Annotated in this window: 21 protein-coding genes; 13 read left to right on the top strand and 8 right to left on the bottom strand. The window is 72.8% G+C overall.

Going from position 1 to position 20,780, the window contains the following annotated elements; translation table 11 throughout:
- The first annotated feature begins 275 nt into the window (after window positions 1-275).
- Genes ACWEF6_RS34390 through ACWEF6_RS34380 form a run of 3 tightly spaced genes read left to right on the top strand, consistent with a single transcriptional unit; the run spans window position 276 to window position 2,697 of the window.
- Complete coding sequence (locus ACWEF6_RS34390) at window positions 276-1,376, top strand: sensor histidine kinase (protein ID WP_449686744.1); 1,101 nt, start codon at window positions 276-278, stop codon at window positions 1,374-1,376.
- Window positions 1,373-2,023, top strand: a complete 651-nt coding sequence (locus tag ACWEF6_RS34385; RefSeq protein ID WP_449686743.1) for a response regulator — start codon at window positions 1,373-1,375, stop codon at window positions 2,021-2,023. Before ACWEF6_RS34390 ends, ACWEF6_RS34385 begins: the two co-directional genes overlap by 4 nt.
- Window positions 2,020-2,697, top strand: a complete 678-nt coding sequence (locus ACWEF6_RS34380; protein ID WP_449686742.1) for a DNA alkylation repair protein — start codon at window positions 2,020-2,022, stop codon at window positions 2,695-2,697. The genes ACWEF6_RS34385 and ACWEF6_RS34380 overlap by 4 nt, the downstream gene beginning before the upstream one ends.
- Here the strand turns inward: ACWEF6_RS34380 and ACWEF6_RS34375 are convergent.
- Window positions 2,670-3,698: a C40 family peptidase gene (locus ACWEF6_RS34375; protein WP_449686741.1), complete on the bottom strand. Its 1,029-nt coding sequence runs from the start codon at window positions 3,696-3,698 to the stop codon at window positions 2,670-2,672. The two genes, ACWEF6_RS34380 and ACWEF6_RS34375, sit on opposite strands and share 28 nt — an antisense overlap.
- Window positions 3,699-3,779: 81 nt before the next feature.
- Here ACWEF6_RS34375 and ACWEF6_RS34370 point away from each other — a divergent pair, with 81 nt between their 5' ends.
- From ACWEF6_RS34370 to ACWEF6_RS34350, 5 genes are all read left to right on the top strand, one after another.
- Window positions 3,780-4,577 (top strand): biotin--[acetyl-CoA-carboxylase] ligase, encoded by a 798-nt coding sequence (locus ACWEF6_RS34370; protein ID WP_449686740.1) that lies wholly within the window; start codon window positions 3,780-3,782, stop codon window positions 4,575-4,577.
- Window positions 4,578-4,662: 85 nt separating this feature from the next.
- Window positions 4,663-5,241, top strand: a complete 579-nt coding sequence (locus ACWEF6_RS34365; protein WP_310970959.1) for a PH domain-containing protein — start codon at window positions 4,663-4,665, stop codon at window positions 5,239-5,241.
- Window positions 5,241-6,170, top strand: a complete 930-nt coding sequence (locus ACWEF6_RS34360; protein WP_449686739.1) for a hydroxymethylglutaryl-CoA lyase — start codon at window positions 5,241-5,243, stop codon at window positions 6,168-6,170. The genes ACWEF6_RS34365 and ACWEF6_RS34360 overlap by 1 nt, the downstream gene beginning before the upstream one ends.
- 172 nt (window positions 6,171-6,342) lie before the next feature.
- The gene (locus ACWEF6_RS34355) at window positions 6,343-7,320 is read left to right on the top strand and encodes a TNT domain-containing protein (protein ID WP_310970955.1); all 978 of its coding nucleotides are present in this window, start codon (window positions 6,343-6,345) and stop codon (window positions 7,318-7,320) included.
- The gene (locus ACWEF6_RS34350; RefSeq protein WP_003105220.1) at window positions 7,320-7,580 is read left to right on the top strand and encodes a hypothetical protein; all 261 of its coding nucleotides are present in this window, start codon (window positions 7,320-7,322) and stop codon (window positions 7,578-7,580) included. The genes ACWEF6_RS34355 and ACWEF6_RS34350 overlap by 1 nt, the downstream gene beginning before the upstream one ends.
- On the opposite strand, the gene hisN is transcribed toward ACWEF6_RS34350, so the two are convergent.
- Complete coding sequence (hisN, locus tag ACWEF6_RS34345; RefSeq protein ID WP_449686738.1) at window positions 7,581-8,366, bottom strand: histidinol-phosphatase; 786 nt, start codon at window positions 8,364-8,366, stop codon at window positions 7,581-7,583.
- Window positions 8,367-8,408: 42 nt separating this feature from the next.
- Here hisN and ACWEF6_RS34340 point away from each other — a divergent pair, with 42 nt between their 5' ends.
- Together ACWEF6_RS34340 and ACWEF6_RS34335 are read left to right on the top strand one after the other, a co-directional pair.
- Window positions 8,409-9,104, top strand: a complete 696-nt coding sequence (locus ACWEF6_RS34340; RefSeq protein WP_310971365.1) for a response regulator transcription factor — start codon at window positions 8,409-8,411, stop codon at window positions 9,102-9,104.
- Between the two features lie 3 nt (window positions 9,105-9,107).
- Window positions 9,108-10,391, top strand: coding sequence for an ATP-binding protein (locus ACWEF6_RS34335; RefSeq protein ID WP_449686737.1), 1,284 nt, complete (start codon window positions 9,108-9,110; stop codon window positions 10,389-10,391).
- Between the two features lie 21 nt (window positions 10,392-10,412).
- Here ACWEF6_RS34335 and ACWEF6_RS34330 read toward each other — a convergent pair whose 3' ends face one another.
- The 6 genes from ACWEF6_RS34330 to ACWEF6_RS34305 all read right to left on the bottom strand — a co-directional run bounded on the left by ACWEF6_RS34330 (window position 10,413) and on the right by ACWEF6_RS34305 (window position 17,019).
- Complete coding sequence (locus ACWEF6_RS34330; protein WP_449686736.1) at window positions 10,413-11,036, bottom strand: response regulator transcription factor; 624 nt, start codon at window positions 11,034-11,036, stop codon at window positions 10,413-10,415.
- Between the two features lie 102 nt (window positions 11,037-11,138).
- On the bottom strand, window positions 11,139-11,783 hold the full coding sequence (locus tag ACWEF6_RS34325) for a response regulator (protein WP_449686735.1): 645 nt from the start codon (window positions 11,781-11,783) through the stop codon (window positions 11,139-11,141).
- Between the two features lie 19 nt (window positions 11,784-11,802).
- Window positions 11,803-12,651, bottom strand: coding sequence for an NAD(P)H-binding protein (locus ACWEF6_RS34320; protein ID WP_449686734.1), 849 nt, complete (start codon window positions 12,649-12,651; stop codon window positions 11,803-11,805).
- Between the two features lie 12 nt (window positions 12,652-12,663).
- On the bottom strand, window positions 12,664-13,953 hold the full coding sequence (locus ACWEF6_RS34315; RefSeq protein WP_449686733.1) for an MFS transporter: 1,290 nt from the start codon (window positions 13,951-13,953) through the stop codon (window positions 12,664-12,666).
- A 231-nt stretch (window positions 13,954-14,184) separates the two neighbouring features.
- A complete protein-coding gene (locus ACWEF6_RS34310) occupies window positions 14,185-14,712 on the bottom strand; it encodes a GtrA family protein (RefSeq protein ID WP_310970943.1) in 528 nt (175 codons plus the stop codon).
- Window positions 14,713-14,796: 84 nt separating this feature from the next.
- Window positions 14,797-17,019 (bottom strand): sigma-70 family RNA polymerase sigma factor, encoded by a 2,223-nt coding sequence (locus ACWEF6_RS34305; RefSeq protein ID WP_449686732.1) that lies wholly within the window; start codon window positions 17,017-17,019, stop codon window positions 14,797-14,799.
- 270 nt (window positions 17,020-17,289) lie between these two features.
- Between ACWEF6_RS34305 and ACWEF6_RS34300 the strand changes: the two genes are divergently transcribed.
- The 3 genes from ACWEF6_RS34300 (at window position 17,290) to ACWEF6_RS34290 (ending at window position 20,772) form a co-directional block, all read left to right on the top strand.
- Window positions 17,290-18,135, top strand: coding sequence for a GGDEF domain-containing protein (locus tag ACWEF6_RS34300; RefSeq protein WP_449686731.1), 846 nt, complete (start codon window positions 17,290-17,292; stop codon window positions 18,133-18,135).
- 71 nt (window positions 18,136-18,206) lie between these two features.
- Entirely contained in the window at window positions 18,207-19,550 is a 1,344-nt protein-coding gene (locus tag ACWEF6_RS34295; protein WP_449686730.1) for a glycosyltransferase 87 family protein, read from the top strand.
- On the top strand, window positions 19,525-20,772 hold the full coding sequence (locus tag ACWEF6_RS34290) for a glycosyltransferase 87 family protein (protein ID WP_449686729.1): 1,248 nt from the start codon (window positions 19,525-19,527) through the stop codon (window positions 20,770-20,772). The genes ACWEF6_RS34295 and ACWEF6_RS34290 overlap by 26 nt, the downstream gene beginning before the upstream one ends.
- Window positions 20,773-20,780: the final 8 nt, after the last annotated feature.

Genomic DNA, 20,780 nt, shown 5'->3' with positions numbered 1-20,780 from the left:
GTGCTCTGGGCCTTGCTGCGCGACGGCCGGACATTCACACCGACCGCGCCACAACCCGCTACCGCTGCGGCTTGACACGGTCATTCAGATTCCTTCTGTTCCGGATCGGACGCCGGAAGCATGGCCGCCCCGCCCCGGGCACGTCGTTGTGCGCGAGCAGGCACTTCGCGCTGCCGCGGGCGTCGCAGAAAACGAAGGACTACCGCGGGCGCAGTAGCCGGGAAATGCGCTTCACGCACGACTTCGCCGGGCGGGCACCCGGTTAGGGTTCGGGGATGAGCCGTGCGCAGGTCGTCGACGGGGTGATCGCCGCCGGGGTCGCGGCGGCCCTGGTGGTCGCCGGGCGGTCCGCGACGCACGCGGCCACGGACCTCGACGTCCTGGGGTACGCGGCGCTGGCCGCCGGTGGGCTGGCGCTGGCCGCGCGCCGCCGGGCGCCGGTCGCCGTGCTGGCTGCGACCGCGCTCTGTGCGCTCGCCTACCAGGCCGCCGGGTTCGAAGTGCCCGTCGTCGCCTACCTCTTCGCCGTGTACGCCGCCGTCCGGGCGGGGCACCGGATCGCCGCGGTCGTCGCTTCGGTGCTCATGCTGGCCGCGGTTCCGCTGGCACTCCTGGTTTCCGGTGTGCCCGACACCGGCGCGGCGTTCACGCAGTCGCGCGACGTCCTCCAATTGGCGTGGCTGATCGCCGCGGGGGCGGCGGGGGAGGCGTTGCGCCAGGCCGAGCGCCGGGCCGACGAAGCCGAACGCACCCGCGAGGAGACCGCGCGGCGGCGTGCGGACGAGGAACGGCTGCACATCGCCCGTGAGCTGCACGATTCGCTGACCCACCAGATCTCCGTCATCAAGGTGCAGGCCGAAGTCGCCGTCCACCTGGCCCGCAAGCGCGGTGACGACGTGCCCGAGGCGCTGCTGGCCATCCGCGACGCCGGCCGCGAGGCGACCCGGGAGCTGCGCGCGACCCTGGAGGCGTTGCGCGACGACGACAAGGACCCGCCGCGCGGGCTCGACGACGTCCCCGACCTCGTGCGCCAGGCCCGGACCGGCGGCCTCGACGCGCAGCTGACCGTCGAGGGCACGCGCGACGCCGTGCCGGTTGCGGTCGGCCGGACCGCCTACCGGATCGTCCAGGAGTCGCTGACCAACGTCGCCCGGCACGCCGCCGCGGACACCGCGTCGGTCCGGATCGACCACCGGCCCGGCGCGCTGGTCATCCGCGTCGACGACGACGGAAAGGCCACAGTGGACAGTGCGCCGGGCGTCGGCCTGACCGGGATGCGCGAGCGCGTCACGGCGTTGGGCGGCCGGCTCGAAGCCGGGCCTCGCCGCGGAGGCGGCTTCCGCGTCCAGGCCGAACTCCCGGTGGACCCGGCGTGATCCGCGTCCTGCTGGCCGACGACCAGCCGCTCATCCGCAGCGGGTTCCGCGCGCTGCTCGACGTCGAGGCCGACATCGAGGTCGTCGCCGAAGCCGGTGACGGCGGCGAGGCGGTCCGGCTGGCGTTGGTGCACCGGCCGGACATCGCGCTCGTCGACGTCCAGATGCCGGGCGTCGACGGCATCGAGGCGACCCGGCGGATCGCCGCGGACCCGGCGCTGGCCGGGGTGCACGTCGTCATCCTGACCAACTACGGCCTGGACGAGTACGTCTTCGAGGCGTTGCGCGCGGGCGCGGCCGGGTTCCTCGTCAAGGACATCCAGCCGGAGGACTTCCTGCACGCGGTGCGCGTCGCGGCGCGCGGGGACGCGTTGCTGGCGCCGTCGATCACCCGCAAGCTGATCGACCGGTACGTGACCCAGCCGCTCGTTCCCGCGGCGGGGCTGGCGGAACTGACGAACCGGGAGCGCGAAGCCGTCACGCTCGTGGCACGGGGGTTGTCGAACGAGGAGATCGCCGGACGGATGGTGATCAGCCCGCTCACCGCGAAAACGCACGTCAACCGGGCCATGATGAAGCTGCGTGCGCGGGATCGGGCACAGTTGGTGGTGTTCGCCTACGAGTCGGGGCTGGTGGTGCCGCAGTGAGTGACGTGACCGAGGTCCTGGCCGAGCTGGCCGCGCTCGACGACCCCAGGATCCGCGCGGTGAACGAGAACCACGGCGACGACCACGGCGTGAACCTCGGCAAGCTGCGCGCGGTGGCGAAACGGCTGAAGACGCAGCAGGAGCTGGCGCGCGGGCTGTGGGCGAGCGGGGACAGCGCCGCGCGGCTGCTGGCGACCCTGATCTGCCGCCCGAAGGCGTTCGAACGCGGCGAGCTCGACGCCATGCTGCGCGAGGCCCGCAGCCCCAAGGTGCACGACTGGCTCGTCAACTACGTGGTCAAGAAGAGCCCGCACGCCGAAGAGCTGCGCGTGACCTGGCTGGCCGACCCGGACCCGGTGGTCGCGAGCGCCGGCTGGGCGCTGACCGCCGAACGCGTCGCCAAGCGGCCCGCCGGACTGGACCTCGACGGCCTGCTCGACGTCATCGAAGCCGGGCTCAAGACCGCCCCCGACCGGCTGCAGTGGGCGATGAACGCCTGCCTGGCGCAGATCGGGATCGAGCACGCCGGGCACCGGGCCCGGGCCGTCGCCATCGGGGAGCGTCTCGAAGTGCTCAAGGACTATCCGACGCCGCCGGGCTGCACCTCGCCGTTCGCGCCCGTCTGGATCGCCGAGATGGTGTCGCGTCAGGCGGGACGGCCCGCGCCCGCGTAGTCGTCGCCCTTCGAGTGGTACGTGTGGATCTGGATGGCCTGGCCCTCGGTCGGCGCGTTGATCATCAGGCCGTTGCCCAGGTACAGGCCGACGTGGTGGATGCGCGTCGCCGGGCTGCCGTAGAACACCAGGTCGCCGAGGCGGGGCTCCTGGGTGGCCGGCACCGGGGGGAGCGCGCGGAACTGGCTGTCCGCCGTCCGCGGCAGGGCCACGCCCGCGCTGTCGTACGACGCCTTCGTCAGGCCGGAGCAGTCGAAGCCCGCCGCGCCCGCGTCGGGGCCGTTGCCGCCCCAGACGTACGGGAGGCCGAGCTGGCCCAGCGCGAAGCGGGTGGCGCGGACCCGCGGCGAGTCCGCCGACGCCGGGTCGAGGGACAGCGTGGCGTACAGCTGGGCCATGCCGAGCACGCGCTGGCGGAACAGCTCGGTCCCGTCGCCGGGGTGGTACGCCGCGATCGCCTTCCACCAGCCGGGGCCGGCGCCGAGGTCCGTGCCGCCCGCGCACAGCGCCCGGCCGGCCGCGACCGGCGCGTCGGAGCCGTACTTCTTGGCCTGCGCGCCCGAGAGGCCCAGCAGGTCGCCGCCGCTGCGGCCGTGGTTCGACGCCGCCGCGCCGACGCCGGCCAGGGTGACCCACGAGAGGTGGCACGACGGGTCTTCGCCGCGGAGCGTGAGTTCGCCGTTCGCGTAGCCGACCAGCGCGTCGGCGGGGATGTCGAGGGGGCCGGCCAGCTGGTCCGCCCACTGCCGCAGCGGGCTCTTGCCGCCCTGGCCGGACGCGCCCTGGCCCGGCTCCTGCGCTTTCACCGGCGCGCTGACTTCGAGGACCGACGGGCCCGACGCCGCGTCGCGCACGACGGGCGGGGGCGCTGGGGCGGCGACGGGTTCCGGCGAGCGGTCGGCCAGCAGCCAGCCCGCCGTGGCGAGCCCGGCGACGAGCGGCAGCGCCACCAGGCCGCGCAGCGCCGCGCCGCGGGCCCACGAAGTCTGCTTCGTCGTCACGGGTTCCAACTTAGAAGAGCGCACCTCTTAGTGAACGACCGAGTAGCTTGCACGTTAGGGGGACTCCCATATTGTGGGCACATGCCTGAGATCGACGCCGGGCGGCTGACCGCGGCGCTCCAAGATCGTTACGCGAAGATCGACGTCGTCGAGCGCACCGGGTCCACCAATGCCGACCTGCGGAAAGCCCTCGAAGACGGCGCCGCGGACCGGACCGTCCTGCTCGCCGAGGAGCAGACCGCGGGAGTGGGCAGGCGGGCGCGTTCGTGGAGCTCGCCGAAGGGGGCCGGGCTGTACCTGAGCGTCGCGCTCCGGCCGGGTGTCCCCTTCGCGGTGCTCGGCTCACTGTCCGTCGTCGCCGGGCTCGCCGTCCGGGCCGCCGCGGCCTCCGTCGGGGTGGACGCCGTGCTCAAGTGGCCCAACGACGTCCTCGTCGACGGCGCCAAGTGCGCCGGCATCCTCGCCGAGGCCGTCGCCGGGGACGCCCCGTCGATCGTGCTCGGCATCGGCCTCAACGTCCTGCCCCTCGGCGACGTCCAGCCGGGCCCGGGCGGCCTGCCCGCGACGTCGCTGGCCGAGCAGGGTGCCACGAACACCGACCGCACCGACGTCGCGATCGCGTTGCTCACCGGGTTCGCCGACCTGGAGCGGCGCTGGCGGCTGGCCGGCGGCGACCTCACCGAGGCCGGGCTGCTCGGCGACTACCGCGCCCACTGCGCGACCCTCGGCCAGGACGTCGAGGTGCAGCTGCCGGACGGCTCGGCGCTGACCGGCCGCGCGGCCGACATCGACGCCGCCGGCCAGCTGCAGGTCGACGTGGCGGGCGGGCAGCGGCACACCGTCTTCGCGGGTGACGTGGTCCACGTCCGTCCGGCCTGATTTGTCGGGGCGTCCGCGCCCACCACCCGCTCGCTCGCCGGTACGGTGAGACGACACCGCCGCACCGACCTTGGGAGCGTCCGCCGTGGCCTATCCGGACGATTTGCTCAGCGAGCAAGAGCACGTCGTGGTGCACAGTCACCCGCACTTCAAGATGCTGATCTTCCCGACGCTCGCGCTGCTGGTCACCCTGGGTGCGGGCACCTGGCTGGCGATCCTGGCGAAGGACGCGTCCTCGCCGTGGAACTCGGTCGGGCTGATCGCCATCGGGGTCGTCGCGCTCGTGCTGATCGTGTGGCTGTTCCTGGCGCCGCTCGTGCGCTGGCGGACCACCCACTTCATCGTGACGACGGACCGGCTGATCGCCCGCGAGGGCGTCCTCAAGCGCACCGGCATCGACATCCCGATGGGCCGGATCAACAGCGTCCAGTTCGAGCACGGCCTGCTGGACCGGGTCTTCGGCTGCGGCACGCTCATCATCGAGTCGGCGTCGGACGAGCCGCTGCGCTTCGAGGACATCCCGCACGTCGAGAAGGTGCACACGGTCATCTACCGCGAGGTCAACGACAACCCGTACGACGACTACCGGCCGGGCGCCCAGCAGACCACGCCCCTGCCGCCCCAGGGCGGCGGGCACCCGCCACGCGGCGAGAGACGGCGCTGATGGGTACGCGCGCACTGGGCCTGCCCGAGCGGGTCCCCTTGGCGGGTGACCTGCCGGAGCGGGTCACGATCTGGGAGGTCGGCCCGCGCGACGGGCTGCAGAACGAGAAGGCGATCGTCCCGGTCGAGGTCAAGCTCGAGTTCCTCGACCGGCTCGCCGGTGCCGGACTCACCACGCTGGAGGCCACCAGCTTCGTGCACCCGAAGTGGGTGCCGCAGCTGGCCGACGCCGAGCAGCTGCTGGCCCGGCTCGACCGCCGCGAAGGCGTCCGGTACCCGGTGCTGGTGCCGAACGAGAAGGGCCTGAACCGGGCCCTCGAAGCCGGCGTCGAGCACATCGCGATCTTCGCCAGCGCGACGGAGACGTTCGCGCGCAAGAACCTCAACTCGTCGCTCGACGAACAGTTCGCGATGTTCGAGCCGGTCGTTACGCGGGCCCGGGAAGCGGGCCTGGACGTCCGCGGGTACCTCTCGATGTGCTTCGGCGACCCCTGGGAAGGTGTCGTGCCGGCGAAGCAGGTCGCTGCCGCCGGACGTCGGCTGCTGGACATGGGGTGCTCGCAGCTTTCGCTGGGCGACACCATCGGCGTCGCGACGGCCGGGCAGGTCGAAACGCTCATCGGGTTGTTCGGCGACGTCGGTACTTTGGCCGTGCACTTCCACGACACCTACGGCCAGGCTCTCGCCAACACCCTGGCGGCGCTCCGATGTGGAGTGTCGACTGTGGACTCGTCGGCGGGCGGGCTCGGCGGTTGCCCGTACGCCGAATCGGCCACCGGGAACCTCGCGACCGAGGACCTGGTGTGGATGCTGGAGGGCCTCGGGGTGGCCACCGGCGTCGACTTGGACGCGCTGGTGGCGGCCAGCGCGTGGATGGCGGGACAGCTCGGCCGCCCGAGCCCGTCCCGCGTGGTCGCCGCATTGAGCTGAGACTTCCGGGGCTCCGCCCCGGGCCGGGGGCTCCGCCACCCGGAGCCCCCGAAAAGAAGGAGACCTAGTCGCGCCCAAGGGGACGGGGTGCGGTATCAAGGGGGACCGGCAGCGCCGCGGCCGCGTCGAACAGCGTGTGCCCGCCGGGCACCGACCGAGCCGGAGGATGGGTGTGACCGAGCCTTCCGAGGCGGGCTCCGAACCGGGCGAGGGCGACCTCGACACCGGGCCGGTGCAGCTGCCCGGGTACGGCCTGGCGGATTCGGGTGCCTTCGAAGAGGCACCCACCCCGCCCTCGGGCAACCCCGCGGCTTGGCCGCATGCGGTGTCGCCGCTGCTGCCGCCGTTCCAGCTGCCCCCGGCCCCGCCGCCTCCGCCGACGCCGGCTCCGCTGCCCCCGCCGCCGGTGGCCGGGCCGCCGCCGGTCGCGGGCCCGCCGCCGAACCCGGGCTCGCCCGCGCCGCTGCCGCCGCTGGGCTCGCCGCGCACGGAACGGGAAAGCGTCGTCGCGCTGTTCCTGGTGCACATGTTCCCGATCGGGCACCTCCCGGTGGCGATGGACAAGCCGGCGCGCCAGCTGCCGCTGCCCGACGACCCGGACGGCTTCCCGCCGAACGACCACCCGGACGCCCGGCTGATCTTCGACGACCAGGCCCTGACCAACGTCACCGCGGGCTTCCGCCGCTCGCCGACCGCACCGTCGCGGCCGGTGCCGCGGCACCTGAAAGAGGGGTACGTGCCCTACGCGCGGGCGACGCAGGCGGTGTGGATCCGCCGGTTCGTCGTCGGGCACAGCGACCTCGGCCCCGAGTACGCGTGGCCCCCGGGCGAGCAGTACCCCGAGGGCAGCGTGGACTGGCCCGAGCCGGTGATGGTCCCGGTCAACACGGTCCTCGACCGCTTCGGCCCGGCCTACGGGCGGATCCTCTACGAGGACGGCACGCCGTTCGCGGAACGCTCGCTGCCACCGGCGTTCCTGGACGCCGAGTACCGCCGGTACGTCGTGGTGCGCAAGGTGCCGATGTGGCGCTCGGAGACCGCGAACTGGTACGGCCAGGTCGGCGGCGGCACCCGGTACCGTGCCCTGCTGGCGGCCGACGAACTGGTGACCCTCGGCTACCTCGCCGAGGCCAAGGGGGAAGAGGACTGATGAACACCCAGTCGATCCAGCGGTGGCTCGGCGTGCTGGGCGTGCCGCCGGAGGTCGTCTCGCTCGGCGCCGAGGTCGACAACGCCTGGTGCCTGATGCAGGGCGAGGACGAGGCGTGGGAGGTGTTCTGGCGCGAGCAGGGCAACCGCTACGACTGGGCGCGGTTCACCAGCGAGCAGGTGGCCTGCCACTACCTGTTCGGGCGGCTCGCGTGGGCGCAGGTCGCCCGCGGCGCGGTCGGCCTGCTTCCCGGCTCCTGACTAACGCTTCAGGATCGCCAGCGCCTCTTCGTGCAGCCGGCCGTTCGTCGAGAGCGCGCTGCCGTTGTCGTAGCGCCCGACGCCGTCCAGGTCGCTGAAGCGGCCGCCCGCCTCCGTCACGATCACCTGCGCGGCCGCGACGTCCCACGGGTTGACGATGCACTCGGCCGCCACGTCCACCGCGCCTTCGGCCACCAGCACGTGGTGCCAGAAGTCGCCGAACGCGCGGGTCTCCCAGCACGCGTCCACCAAGTCCAGGTACTTGTCGCGCGAGTGGTACTCGACCCACGAGTTCAGGTCCGTTGTGGACAGATAAGCGTCCGAAAGGGACGAAACCTGCGAAACCGACAGCTTCCGCGTCCCGGCGGCGTCCGAAGAGAACGCTCCGGCGCCCGCAGCCGCCCACCAGCGGCGGCCCAGCAGGGGTGCGCTGATCAGGCCGACCACCGGGTCGCCGTCCGAAACCAAGGCGATGAGGGTCGCCCAAACGGGTACACCGCGCAGGAAGTTCTTGGTCCCGTCGATCGGGTCGAGCACCCACGCGCGGCCGGTCGACGCCGAGCCGCCGCGTTCCTCGCCGAGCACCGCGTCGCCGGGGCGTTCCGCGGCCAGCAGGGCCCGGATCGCGTCCTCGACCGCGGTGTCGGCGTCGGTCACCGGGGTGCGGTCGGGCTTGCGCTGCACCGCCAGGTCCAGGGCACGGAACCGCGCCGTCGTGATCGCGTCGGCGGCGTCGGCCAGCCGGGTGGCGAGAGCCAGATCATCTTCGTAGCCAGGCACGGTCACGATGTTTTCACGCCCGCGCGCCGTAGAGTTGGCCAGGTGAGCATGGTCCTACTTGCCGAAGACGATCCGGCCATCGCCGAACCGCTCTCCCGCGCCCTCGAACGCGAGGGATACGAGATCCACGTCGTCACCGACGGCCCTTCGGTGCTCGACGCCACCGCCGCCCAGCGCGTCGACCTGCTCGTGCTGGACCTCGGCCTGCCCGGGATGGACGGCCTGGAGGTCTGCCGCCGGCTGCGCGCGGCCGGCACCGAGCTGCCCGTCCTCATGCTCACCGCCCGCACCGACGAGGTCGACTTCGTCGTCGGCCTGGACGCGGGGGCCGACGACTACGTCGCCAAGCCGTTCCGGCTCGCCGAACTGCTGGCCCGGATCCGCGCGCTGCTGCGCCGCCGGGTGCCCGAGGTCCTGGAGGCCGGCGGGGTGCGGATGGACCTCGGCGCCCGGCTGGTCACCGTGGACAACCACGAGGTCCAGCTGGCCAATAAGGAGTTCGAGCTGCTGCGCGTGCTGATGACCCGCGCCGGGCAGGTCGTCAGCCGCGACGAGATCCTCGCCGAGGTCTGGAACGACCTCGAGTCGAAGACGTCCAAGACGCTCGACATGCACATGTCGTGGCTGCGCCGGAAGCTCGCCATCGCCGCCGACGAGGCCGCCGGCCGCACCAGCAAGAGCCACGACGGCGAGCGGCGGATCGCGACCGTCCGCGGCGTCGGCTTCCGCTTCAACGCCGAATAAGCCGTGCGCCGCCGCATCCTGCTGGCCATCCTGCTGGCCGTCGCGGTCAGCTCGGCGGTCCTCGGCATCCCGCTGGGCATCGTGGCGAGCTGGCAGATCGAGTCCAGCTACCGCGAGACGCTCGCGGAGAACGCCCGCGCGGCGGCGGCGATCCTGGACACCGAAATCGCCAACGGCCAGGAGATCGACCTCGACCAGGTGCGGGCGGCGGTCCCGGCGAACGGGCTGCTCACCGTCCGGGCCAGCGGCCAGAGGGAGAAGCGCTACGGCAGCAGTCCCGGCCCCGACACCGTCACCGAGACGGCCGACCTGGCCCGCGACGGCAAGGTCGAGATCGCCGTCCCGGCCGGCCCGATGCACGAGCGGCAGACGACGGTGACGCTGGTCGTCGTGCTGCTGGTGCTGCTGTCGATCGGCACCGGCGCGGTGGTGGCGATCGCGACGGCCAGACGGCTCGCGAAGCCGCTGCGGCACGTGGCCGAGCGCGCGGCCCGCCTCGGCGGCGGCGACTTCCGGCCCGACCCGAGCCGCTACGGCGTCGGCGAGCTCGACATGGTCGCCGAAGCACTGGACGCGTCCGGCACCGCGCTGGCCCAGCTCGTGCAGCGGGAACGCCAGCTCGTCGGGGACGTCTCGCACCAGCTGCGCAGCCGGCTGACGGCGTTGCAGCTGCGGCTGGAACCGCTGACCGTGCACCCGGACGAGGAGGTGGCCGACGAGTCGAAGGCCGCCCAGGAGCAGGCGGACCGGCTCGCGGAGGCGCTCGACGAGCTGCTCGCGGCCGCCCGCGCGGCGCGTGAGGTCGGCGCGGAACCGGTGGACCTGCCGACGCAGCTGCCGGAAATGGCCCAGGAGTGGCGCGAGCTGCTTCGGTCGGAGGGCCGCAACCTGCGCACGCGCGTGGCCGACGGCCTGATGGCGCGGGCCACCCCTGGCCGGCTCCGTGAAGTCGTCGGGGTGTTGCTGGACAACGCGCTGCGCCACGGCTCGGGCACGGTCACGCTCATCGCCCGCCGCGGCGACGCCGAGGGCACGGTCGTGATCGAGGTGAGCGACACCGGCCCCGGCGTCCCGGACGAGCTGGCGCCGCACATCTTCGAGCGGGGCTTCTCCGGCGGCGGCTCGACGGGGGTGGGCCTGGCGCTGGCGCGGGCCCTGGTCGAGGCGGACGGCGGCCGCCTGGAACTGTCGAACCGGCGTCCGGCGGTGTTCAGCCTGTTCCTGAAGGTGCCGCGGCCGAGCGACGTCCCCGAGGTGCGCTGGCCGGCCGAGCGCGTCCCGCGGTAGGCGACGCGCCCGGCCGTCCGCTCAGATCAGGCCTTCCCGCAGCGCGTAAGCCACCGCGTGCGAGCGGTTCCGCAGCTGGAACCGGTTGGTGACGTCGTGGAGGATGCTCTTCACCGTGCGCTGCGAGTAGCACAGCTCGTCGGCGATCTCCTGCGTCGAATACCCCGCCGCGACGAGCCGGAGGACCTCCGTCTCGCGGTCGCTCATGCCGCCCAGGCGCAGGCCGCGCGGCTGGAGCACCTGGCGCTGCAGCCGGGAAACCCGGTTCAGCAGCCGGCCGAGCAGGTCGGGCGGCAGCGCGCCCTCCCCGGCGGCCGCGGCCTTGATCAGGCGGACGAGGACGTCCGGGCCTGCGTCGGCGCGGCGGGCGACCGCGCAGACGCCGTGCTCGACCGCGTTGAGGATCTCGTTGTCGTCGACGTCACCCGCGATCAGCACGATGCGGGTGAAGCCCTGGTGGTGCAGCGCGGACAGCAGCCGGGTCATCGCCTCGTCGAGCCGGTCGGCGACCAGCAGCGCGACCAGGGCCGTGCCGTCGTCCACCACCCGGACGTCGTCGCGGGAGCGCAGCGCCATGCAGACGCCGTTGTGCAGGATCGGATCGGTGGCGCGGACCACCACCGGGGTCCGGTCGGTTTCGAACATCGTTCCCCATTCCCCTCGAACGGTGCAGGCTGCCCAGCTTGCCCGCTCGGGTGTCCCGGGCGCATGGGACCGGCGTCCCGATGTTGCCCGGGCGACTGCCTCTCAGGACCGGCCGAGGCCCGCGTCCCGGGCCCGGACGATCGCCTCGGCGCGGTCGGCCACGTGCAGCTTGGCGAAGACGTTCGAAATGTGGTTCCGCACGGTCTTGGGGCTCAGGCACAGCGTGCTGGCGATGAGGCTGTTGCTGTGCCCGGCCGCGATCAGCGCGAGCACCTCGCGTTCGCGCCCGGTCAGCTCCGGGAACACCGGCTCGCTGACCGGCGGTTGGTTGAAGAAAGCGAGCACGCGGTTCGCGATGTCCGGCCCGAAGATGGCCTCGCGCCGGGCGACCGCCTGGACGGCCCGGATGATCTCGTCCGGCTCGGCGTCCTTGAGCAGGTAGCCGCGGGCACCGGCGCGCATCGCCGCGAAGACCGACTCGCTTTCGTCGGCCATCGTCAGCATCAGCACGCCGGTGCCCGGGTTCGCCGCCACGATGTGCCGGGTCGCCTGGATCCCGGACAGGTCGGGCAGGTGCAGGTCCATCACCACGACGTCCGGGCGGAGGATGGCGGCGGAGGCGACCGCGTCGGCCCCGCCGGCGGCCTCGCCGACCACTTCGATGCCGGGTTCGGCGGCGAGCAGCGTGCCCACCCCGATCCGGAACAGGGGATGGTCGTCGACGACGAGGACGCGCAGGTCGCCCATCCGCTTCACCTCCCCCTGGTCACTCCTGGTGATGGTACGCGGACGCGTTCTCCCGTGCCCAGGCCGCGAAGGTCAGCGGCGGCCGGCCGAGCAGCCGCTCGACGGTGTCGAAGACGACGTGTTCGTGCGGGGCGGACTCGTGCTTGAGGGCGAAGAGGCCGTCGACGGCCTTCGCGGGCCAGCCGTACGTCCGGATCAGCCGGTCCTTCGCGGCGCTTTCGGTTTCTTCGACGTACTTCAGCGGACGGCCGATCGCCTCGGCCAGGATGGCGACCTGCTGCTCGGCGGTGAGGGCTTCGCCGCCGGTGAGCCCGTAGGTCGCGCCTTCGTGCCCGGACGTCGTCAGGACGAGCGTCGCGACCTCGGCGATGTCGCGGACGTGGACCAGCGCGGACGGCGGGTCGGTTTCGGGCACGTACACGGCGTTTTCTTCGCGGATCGAGCCGATCCAGGCGAAGCGGTTGTCCATGAAGGCTCCCGGCCGCAGGATGGTCCAGGCCGGCCCGGCTTCGCGGACGGCCTGCTCGGCTTCGGCGTGGGCGCGGGAAATCGCGTCCTTCTGTCCGAAGTGGACACCCGTGGTGGACAGCTTGACGAGGTGGGTGACGCCGGCCTGGGCGGCGGCCCGCGCGACCGCCGCTTCCCGGTCGGCGCTGTGCCCCTGGGTCAGCACGAACACGCGGTCCGCGCCGGCCAGCAGGGCGGGCAGGTCCGACGTGTCGAGGTCGCCGCCGACCACTTCGGCACGCGGGTCGATCCGGGCCTTCGCCGGGTCGCGGGTCAGCGCGCGGACGTCGGCACCGGTGTCGAGCAGGGCGGGGACGAGGTGGCGGCCGACCTTGCCGGTGGCGCCGAGGACGAAGATCATCGTGGGTTCTCCTTATCGGGAAAGGGGGACGTGGGGGAGCGCGAACGCCGTGACGAGGCCGAGCGCGAGCACGGGCAGCAGCGCGAGGAACACCCCGTGGGGGCCGGCGTGGTAGGCGAAGCCCAGCGCGACCGGGCCGAGGGCCGAGCCGAGCGCGCGGGCGAGGTTGACGCCGGCGGCGACCGCACCGCGGTCCGCGGCGGGGGCGGTGTTCTGCGTGGCCATGGCGAGCACCTGCAGGTTCAGCCCGGCCGCGCAGCCGAAGACGACCAGGCAGGCGAGGACCCGCGGCAGCCCGTCCAGGGTCAGCAGGCCGAGTACCGCGAGCAGGCCGAGCGCCATGCTCAGCCGCGGTGCCCAGCGGTAGGCGCCGGTGCGGGCGATGACCTTGCTGGCGACGACGGAGGCGACGGACACGGCGAGCGTCATCGGCAGCAGCCGCAGCCCTCCTTCCGCCGGACCGGCGTCGGCCTGCAGATAGACCGCGATGTAGTTGACCGAGCCGAGGAACGCGAACCCGGCGAGCACGCTGAGCAGCACGGACACGGTGAACGTCCGGTCGCGGAACAGCCGCAGCGGCAGCACGGGCGCCTCGGCCCGCCGTTCGACGACCACGAACACCACGGCCGCGACCGCGCCGAGGCCGATCGACCACGGCGTGAGGAGGGTGAACCCGGTGATCGCCGTGCCGAGCAGGAGTACGCCGGCGAAGTCGAACGGCGCTTCCCGGCGCCGGGTCGACAGGTCGAGCGTCTTCAGGCAGGCCAGGGCGACGAGCCCGAGCGGCAGGTTGACCAGGAAGATCGACCGCCACCCGGCGACACCGGTGAGCAGGCCGCCGACCACCGGCCCGGCGAGCGAAGCGACGGCGAAGCAGATCGAGAACCAGCCGAAGTACTTCGCGCCTTCGCGGGGCGAGAACATCTCGCCGAGCGAAGCGCCGACGGAGACGAAGAGGCCACCGGAACCGGCGCCCTGCAGCACGCGCCCGGCGATCAGGAACGCGGCCGACGACGCCACGCCGCAGGCGAGCGAGCCCAGCAGGAACAGGGCGAGTGCGCCCAGGAGCACACGTTTGCGGCCGAAGACGTCACCGAGCTTGCCGTAGAGGGGCGCGGTGGCGCTCCCGGCGAGCAGGTAGGCGGTGGTGACCCAGGCGTAGGCGCCGGTGCCGCCGAACTCGGCGGCGATCCGGGGCAGCGCGGTGGCGACGACCTGGGCGTCGAGCATCGCGAGGAAAACGGACAGGAACAGGCCCGTGAGGGCAGCTTTCAGGGCGCGCGAAGGCGCGATCGTGCTCAAGAGAAAACCTTGTTTCGTCAGAAGGGACGAGAGATGCGGACGCGTCGGAAACGCGCCCCGTCGAGTCGGGAAAAGGCTCCATCGTCATCCGCGGACGGATGCGACCTCTTCGCGCTCGGAAACCACCTCGAATCGTCCCGCTCGCCCGGCCGAACCCGGACGGCGTCCACTACGCAGGAACTCTGGCGAAGATGACTCTAGACAAGTACATGTCTGAAGACAAGTACTTTTTCAGGGCAGGCGGCTGACCTGGTCGCTGTCCCGGCGCCGCTCGCCCAGCTCGTCCGGGAACACCCACTTCTTGAAGCCCCAGAAGCGGAAGAACATCGCCAGCAGCATGCCGATGATCGACCCGCTCGCGAAGTCCGCGACCTCCTGGACCAGGAACGTCACGTGCGGGACCTCGAGGTCGAGCACGTACCGCGAGATGACCAGGGGAACCAGGTTGACGCCCACCGCGATGCCGCTGATGACGAAGAACAGGGCGGCTTCGTGGTGCCGCTCGCGCCCGCCGCGGGTCCGGAAGGACCACTCGCGGTTGAGGATGTAGGACACGATGGTCGCGACGATGATCGCGATCGCCTTCGCCGTGGTCGGCTTCGGCTCCAGCACCGTCAGCTTCAACGCGTACCAGACGCCGTTGTCGACCACGAACGTCGTGCCGCCCACGATCGCGAACTTCAGCAGCTCCCGGTGCTTGATCAGCACCGAACGCAGTGGTTCCGGCGTGCGCTTGAGCACGGTTTCCACAACGGTCACACCACGCAGTCTAGGAGAACACCGCGTTTACCTGTGGTTCAGGCGGCACTGCTGCCGTGAATGTCCGGATATCGGGCGTCCGCGTCAGCCGGTCAGCCAGCCGAACGCCTTCTCGGGGGTGACGGTCGGCGGCTTGGCCCCGGGTTTCCCGCCGGACCTCGGCGGGGCGCCGGTCGTGGTCGTGGTCGTGGACGCCGGCGGCTCGCTCGTCGGCTCGTCCGGCGTCGTCGCCGGTGGCTTCGACGTCGGCTTGGTCGGGGTCGGCTTGGGCTTGGACGGCGTCGGCTTCGGGACCGACGTCGTCGTCGGTGTGGGCACCGGGTCCTTGCCGCACCAGTGGCGCCAGCAGCCGAAGTCCACCGTCACCCGCGGCGCCGTCGCCCGGCCGAGCCGGGCCTCGACCGTCGCCCGGCCGTCGTTCGGACGGCTCTTCAGCTGGACCCACAGGTTGACGTGCTGGCCGGGGGCCAGCGCGCTCTTCGTCGTGCAGGTCGCGCTCGTGCCCGTCGACGTGCAGGGGAAGTCGCGCAGGCTCCACCACTGCTTGAGCGGGGCGTCGAAGGTGACCGTGACCGGCTTGGCGGTCTGGCCGGTGTTGTGGACCGTCGCGTAGATCCGCGGGTGGGGGAACCACGGGAACATCGAGATCGGATCGGTGTGCGCTTCCAGGACCACGGCGTCCGGGGGGACCTTCACGGTGACCTTGACGCTCACCGCGACGGAGATCTGCACGCCGGCCGTGACCGAGCCGGTCACCGTGCCGCCTTCGGCGCCTTCGTCGGCCTGCAGGCGGAAGTTCAGCGTTGCGCTCTGACCGGGCTGCAGGCCGGCGCCGGTCTTGCAGGTGACCGTGCCCTCGCCGCCGGGGCAGTTCACCGAAACCGGGCCGGGGGCCTGCGCGCGGGCGGCCGGGGCGCCGCCACCGCCGGTCTCGACCGCGCGCACCCCGCGCGGGAGCTTCAGCGCGACCGCCACCGGCTCGGACACGCTGCCGCCGTCGTTGCGCACGGTGATCGGGAGGTTCGTCGCGGTGCCCGGGCTGAGCTCGACGCCCTCGGGCGGGGTCGTCGCGGACATCGACGGCGGCGCCGGAGCGGGCGGGGCCGGCACGGGCGGCGGGGCCGGGGCGGGCGGGGCGACCGACGGCGGAGCGGGCTCGACCGGCGGTGCCGCGGGCGGGGCCGGGGGCTGGGGTGCCGGGGGTTCGACCGGCGGAGCGGCGGGCGGGGCCGGGGGCTGGGGCTTCGGGGCCGGCGGTTGGACCTGCTGGGCCGGCGGCGGCACCGGCGCGGCGACCGGGACCTCCTGCGCCCCGCCGCCCGCGGCGAGCGCGATGACGACGGCCGCGACGACCGCCGCGCCCGAGGCGGCGACCCCGGCGAACTGACGGGGCCCGCCGGCCGCGGCTCCCGCGCCCGCACCGGCCTTGCCGCCCGCCGCCGCGGCACCGGCGGCGGCCGCACCCGCGGTGGCCGCCGTGGCCGCGCTCGCCTTCGCGGCGCCGATGGTGGCGAGGTAGCCCAGCGCGGCGCCGCCCAGGACGATCGGGGCGATGATCGCGCGCAGCCCGCCGTTGACGTCGGCCAGCTCCGCGGCCAGCGCCCGGCACCGGTCGCACTCGTCGAGGTGGCTCTCCACCTGGGCGCGTTCCCGTTTGGACAGTCCGTCGCGGGTCCACGCGCCGAGCCGCTCGGCGCAGGCGCGGCAGCGTTCCTCGGCGTTCTCCTGCAGGTGGACCTGCAGATAAGCCTGGCGGAGGCCCTCGCGGGCGCGGTAGGCGAGCGCGGAGACGCCGTTCGCGGTCAGGCCCAGCAGCGGCGCGACCTCGGCCGGGCTCTGCTGCTCGATCTCGGTGTGCCAGAGCACCGCCTGCCAGCGTTCCGGCAGCCGCGCGAACGCCTTGGCGGCCATCGTCCGCTCGAGGCCGGCGACCGCGGTGTCGGAGAACGGCACGGTCAGCGCTTCGGCCGCGGCGCCGCCCACCTCGGTCATGTCCTCGTTGAGGTCGACCCGGCGTTCCTTGCGGGTGCGGTCGTACGCGGTGTGACGCAGAGCGGTCAGCAAGTACGCCCGGAAGGCTGTGTCCGGCCCCTTGCCGCCACGGAGCGTGTCGAGCACCTTGGCGAACGCCTCGGACACGAGATCGTCGGCTTCGGAGCTGGACCGGGCCAGCTGGCGGGCCAGATTGCGGGCCGCGCCGGTGTGCCGTTCGTAGAGCGTCCCGTACGACTCGAGCTTCCCGGAACGGACCTCCGCGATCAGCTCGGCGTCACTCTTTCCGCTGAGATCGGCGGGAACGGTGGACACGGCACTCCTCGGTCGGCTAGAGCCAGGACCTGCCATTACAGGCCGATCCGGGACGCGAGACAAGTGTGACTGACCCTCCTCCGGCGGTCACGTCGTGGTCGGGGTGTTGACTCCGACGGCGGAGCAAAATCACCCACCCCCGGGCCCGCCCGGGGAAAAGCGCCGAGACAAAAACTGGTCAGTACGCGTCACGGGGCCCACCGGGGTGCGTCCTCATCGTGAAGCACCGAACAAGATCGTTGCGAACCGGACGAAAGGGGCGGGTGGCCAGTGGATGTTCCGGCTGCGCGACCCGGCTCCGATGACACCCCGTCCACGCCGGCCGAGCGGGACGCCTCCCTGCGTGCGCTGCGGGCCCGCTGGCGCACGGCCAGCCTCGCCGCGGGCTGGCGGTTCCCGAGCGACTGGGCCCTCCCCGAGGTCGACGCCGTCTGTGCGGCCGTGATGGCGAAGGGCCGCGTCGAAGCCGCCGAAACCGCGCTGGCCGGCCTGGCCAGGGCCCGCGCGGCGGCCGGTGCGGGGCTCGCGGAGACCCTCGCCGACCTCGCCGCACTACACGCCGTGCTCGGCCACAGCGGCGACGGATTCGTCTCGCCGGACGTCGACGCCACGCCGGCGCGGCTGCTCCGGACCACCGCGCTGGCCTGGGCGGACGTCGCCACCGACCAGCTCGTGCACACCGAGGTCACCGACCCGCTGACCGGCCTGCCGACGGCCGCCTACCTGCGCACCCGGCTCGCGGAGGTCTACCGCGCCGCCGAGGCGCGCGAGCGGCCGGCCGCCGAAGACCACGTGCTGCTCGTCGTCTCGCTCGACCTCAGCGCCGTCGCCGGATTCCCGCGGCTGACCGGGATGATCCTGGTCGCCGACGCGCTGCGGACGGTGTTCGACAGCGGCCAGAGCGTCGCTTCGCTGGGCCCGTCCGTCGTCGCGGCCCTGGTCCCGAAGGACGAGCGGGTCGCTTCGCAGGGTGTCGCGCTGCGCCGGGCGTTGCACGAGCGGCTGCAGGTCGACGCCCAGCTGGCGGACGTCGGCCGTCCGCGCGTCTCGGCGGTGCGGCTGCCGGCCACCCACGAGCTGGCCTGCGACCTGCTGGCCCACCTGGCGCGCGCGTAGAACACCGGAAAAGTCCGGTTTCGCCCGGACCCTTCCGACCGGGACCGGGCCGGTCATGATTTCCTGGTGCGGTGACCCGGACCGTACCCACCGACGTCGACGGCGAGATCGCGGCCAGACCCCAGCACCGGCTGGCCCTTCGGAAATCACTCGCCCGGCTGTCCGTCCGCCCGCGGTCGATCCTGATCCTGTCGGTGATTCCGCTGGTCGCGATCGGGTACGGCATCTACGGCTGGCAACACGACTGGGTGCTCGGCGTCGACAGCGCGGTCTACCGCGCGGGCGCCCTCACCCTGCTGCACGGCGACTCCCTCTACGACGCGAACACGCTGCCCAACGAGCCGTGGTGGGCGCTGCTGCCGTTCACCTACCCGCCGACGGCGGCCCTGATCTTCGTCCCGCTCGCGGCGTTCCCGACCCAGATTTCGTGGGGCCTGATCACGGCCGTCTCGCTGGGGGCGATGGCGCTGTCGATCCGGACCGCCATCGGCGCGCTGCCGCGCCCGGCCGCGGACGGCCCGCGCTGGTGGGCCTCGCCCGCCCGCTCGACCATCGTGTTCTTCCTGGTCTTCCTCGGCCTCGAGCCGGTCTGGCGGACGATCTTCCTCGGCCAGATCAACCTGATCCTGATGGCCATGATCCTGCTGGACATGCTGGTCATCGGCGCGCGGGGCAGCCGCTGGGGCGGGGTGCTGGTCGGCGTCGCGGCGGCGATCAAGCTGACGCCGCTGGTGTTCCTCGGGCACCTGTTCATCACCGGCCGCCGCATGGACGCGCTGCGCGGGCTGGCCACGTTCATCGTGCTCCAAGGCCTGATGTTCCTGATCAACGCGCACGACGCGGCGAAGTACTGGACCGTCACGCTGCCGGACACCGGCCGGATCGGGCCGGTGCACTGGGCGGGCAACCAGTCGCTCAACGCGCTGATGAACCGGGCCACCGACCTCGCGCCGTGGGCGTCGAAGGCGGCGATGGGCATCGGCTTCCTGCTCGCCGTCCCGGCGCTGTGGCTGCTGCTGCGGTTCCACCGCAAGGGCCAGGCGCTGGCCGCGATGCTCGTCACGGCGTTCTGGACGCTGCTGATCTCGCCGATCTCGTGGACGCACCACTGGGTCTGGGTGATCCCGCTGATCGTGCTGCTGGTCTCGCGGCTGCCGAAGACCACCCCGAAGACGGCGTGGAAGCGCTGGGTCGGGACCGGGCTGGTGGCGTTCGTGTTCGTCAGCTGCGTGCTGCTGATCCTGCCGAACGGCCGCAACGTCGAGCTGCACTGGAAGGTGTGGCAGAACGTGCTGGGTGACGCGTATATCCTGATGCCGGTCGTGCTGGCCTTCGCGCTCGTCCTGCGCTGGGGGCTGCTGCGGCGGGCGCGGAAGAAGGCGGCCGCGGATGCCGACGTCCCCGCCGGGGTCTGAGGCGCGCACCGGCCGCGTCCTCGCCGGGGTTCTCGCGCTACTCGTCCTGGCCTTCGGGGTGGTCGGCTGGCTGGCCGGCTGGCACCTGGGCGCGGACAGCGCCGTGTACCGCGCGGGGGCGTTGACGTTGCTGCACGGCGACCCGCTCTACACGCGGGACGTGCTGACCGCGCTGCCGGACTGGGTGCGCCTGCCGTTCACCTACACCCCGGCCGCAGCGCCGCTCTTCCTGCCGCTCGCCCTGGTGCCGTCCGGGCTGGTCTGGGGCGTGATCGCGGTTTTGTCGGTGGTCGGTCTTATGGTCGTCATCACGGTGGTTTCGTCGCCGCCGGGGGGCTCGTCGCTTCTGGGAAGAAGCCGGTGGGCCCTGCCGGCGGGAACGGCCATCGCGCTGGCGCTGGAACCGGTGTGGAAGACGCTGTTCCTGGGCCAGATCAACTTGATACTGATGGCGTTCGTGGTGCTGGACGTCCTGGTCCTGTCGGCGCGAGGCAGTGCTGATGGGCCCTCGGCGGGAAAGCGTGCCTCGGGCCGGCGCTGGGCGGGCGTGCTGATCGGCGTGGCAGCGGCGATCAAGCTGACCCCGCTGATCTTCGTGCCGCACCTGTTCTTCACGGGCCGGTGGAAGGACGGGCTGCGGGCCCTGGGCACGTTCGCGGCGCTCGAAGCGGTGATGTTCGCGATCATCCCGGCCGACGCGGTGCGGTTCTGGCGGGATTCGGCGACCGACCCGAGCCGGGTCGGGTCGGTGCACTGGATCTTCAACCAGTCGCTCAACGGGCTGGTCAACCGGGCCTCCGCGCTGGCGCCCTGGTCGCTGGCGGTGGCGGTCGGGGTGGCGGCGGTGCTCGCCGTGCCGGCGGTGTGGCTCGTCGTGCGGCTGCACCGGCGTGGCGAGGACGCGGCCGCGTTGCTCGTGACGGCGTTCTACGGGTTGTTGCTGTCGCCCGTGTCGTGGTCGCACCACTGGGTGTGGTGCGTGCCGTTGATCACGCTCCTGCTGGTGAAGGCGCGGTGGTGGGCCGCGGCGGCGGTCACGGCGCTGTTCGTCTCGCAGGTCGTGATGCTCGTGCCCAACGGCGGGGATTCCGAGTTCGGCTGGGGCCTGGGCTGGTCGATCCTCGGCAACGGCTACGTCCTCGCGGCGGCGGCGGGGATCCTCGGGCTGGCCGCGCGTGAGCTTCGCCTGGTCCGGCGGTCGACCCGCCTCGTCACCGTTTAGGCTGATCG

The sequence above is a fragment of the Amycolatopsis sp. NPDC004772 genome (genome assembly GCF_053601215.1).
This window is presented reverse-complemented; position numbering and strand designations above follow the sequence as displayed.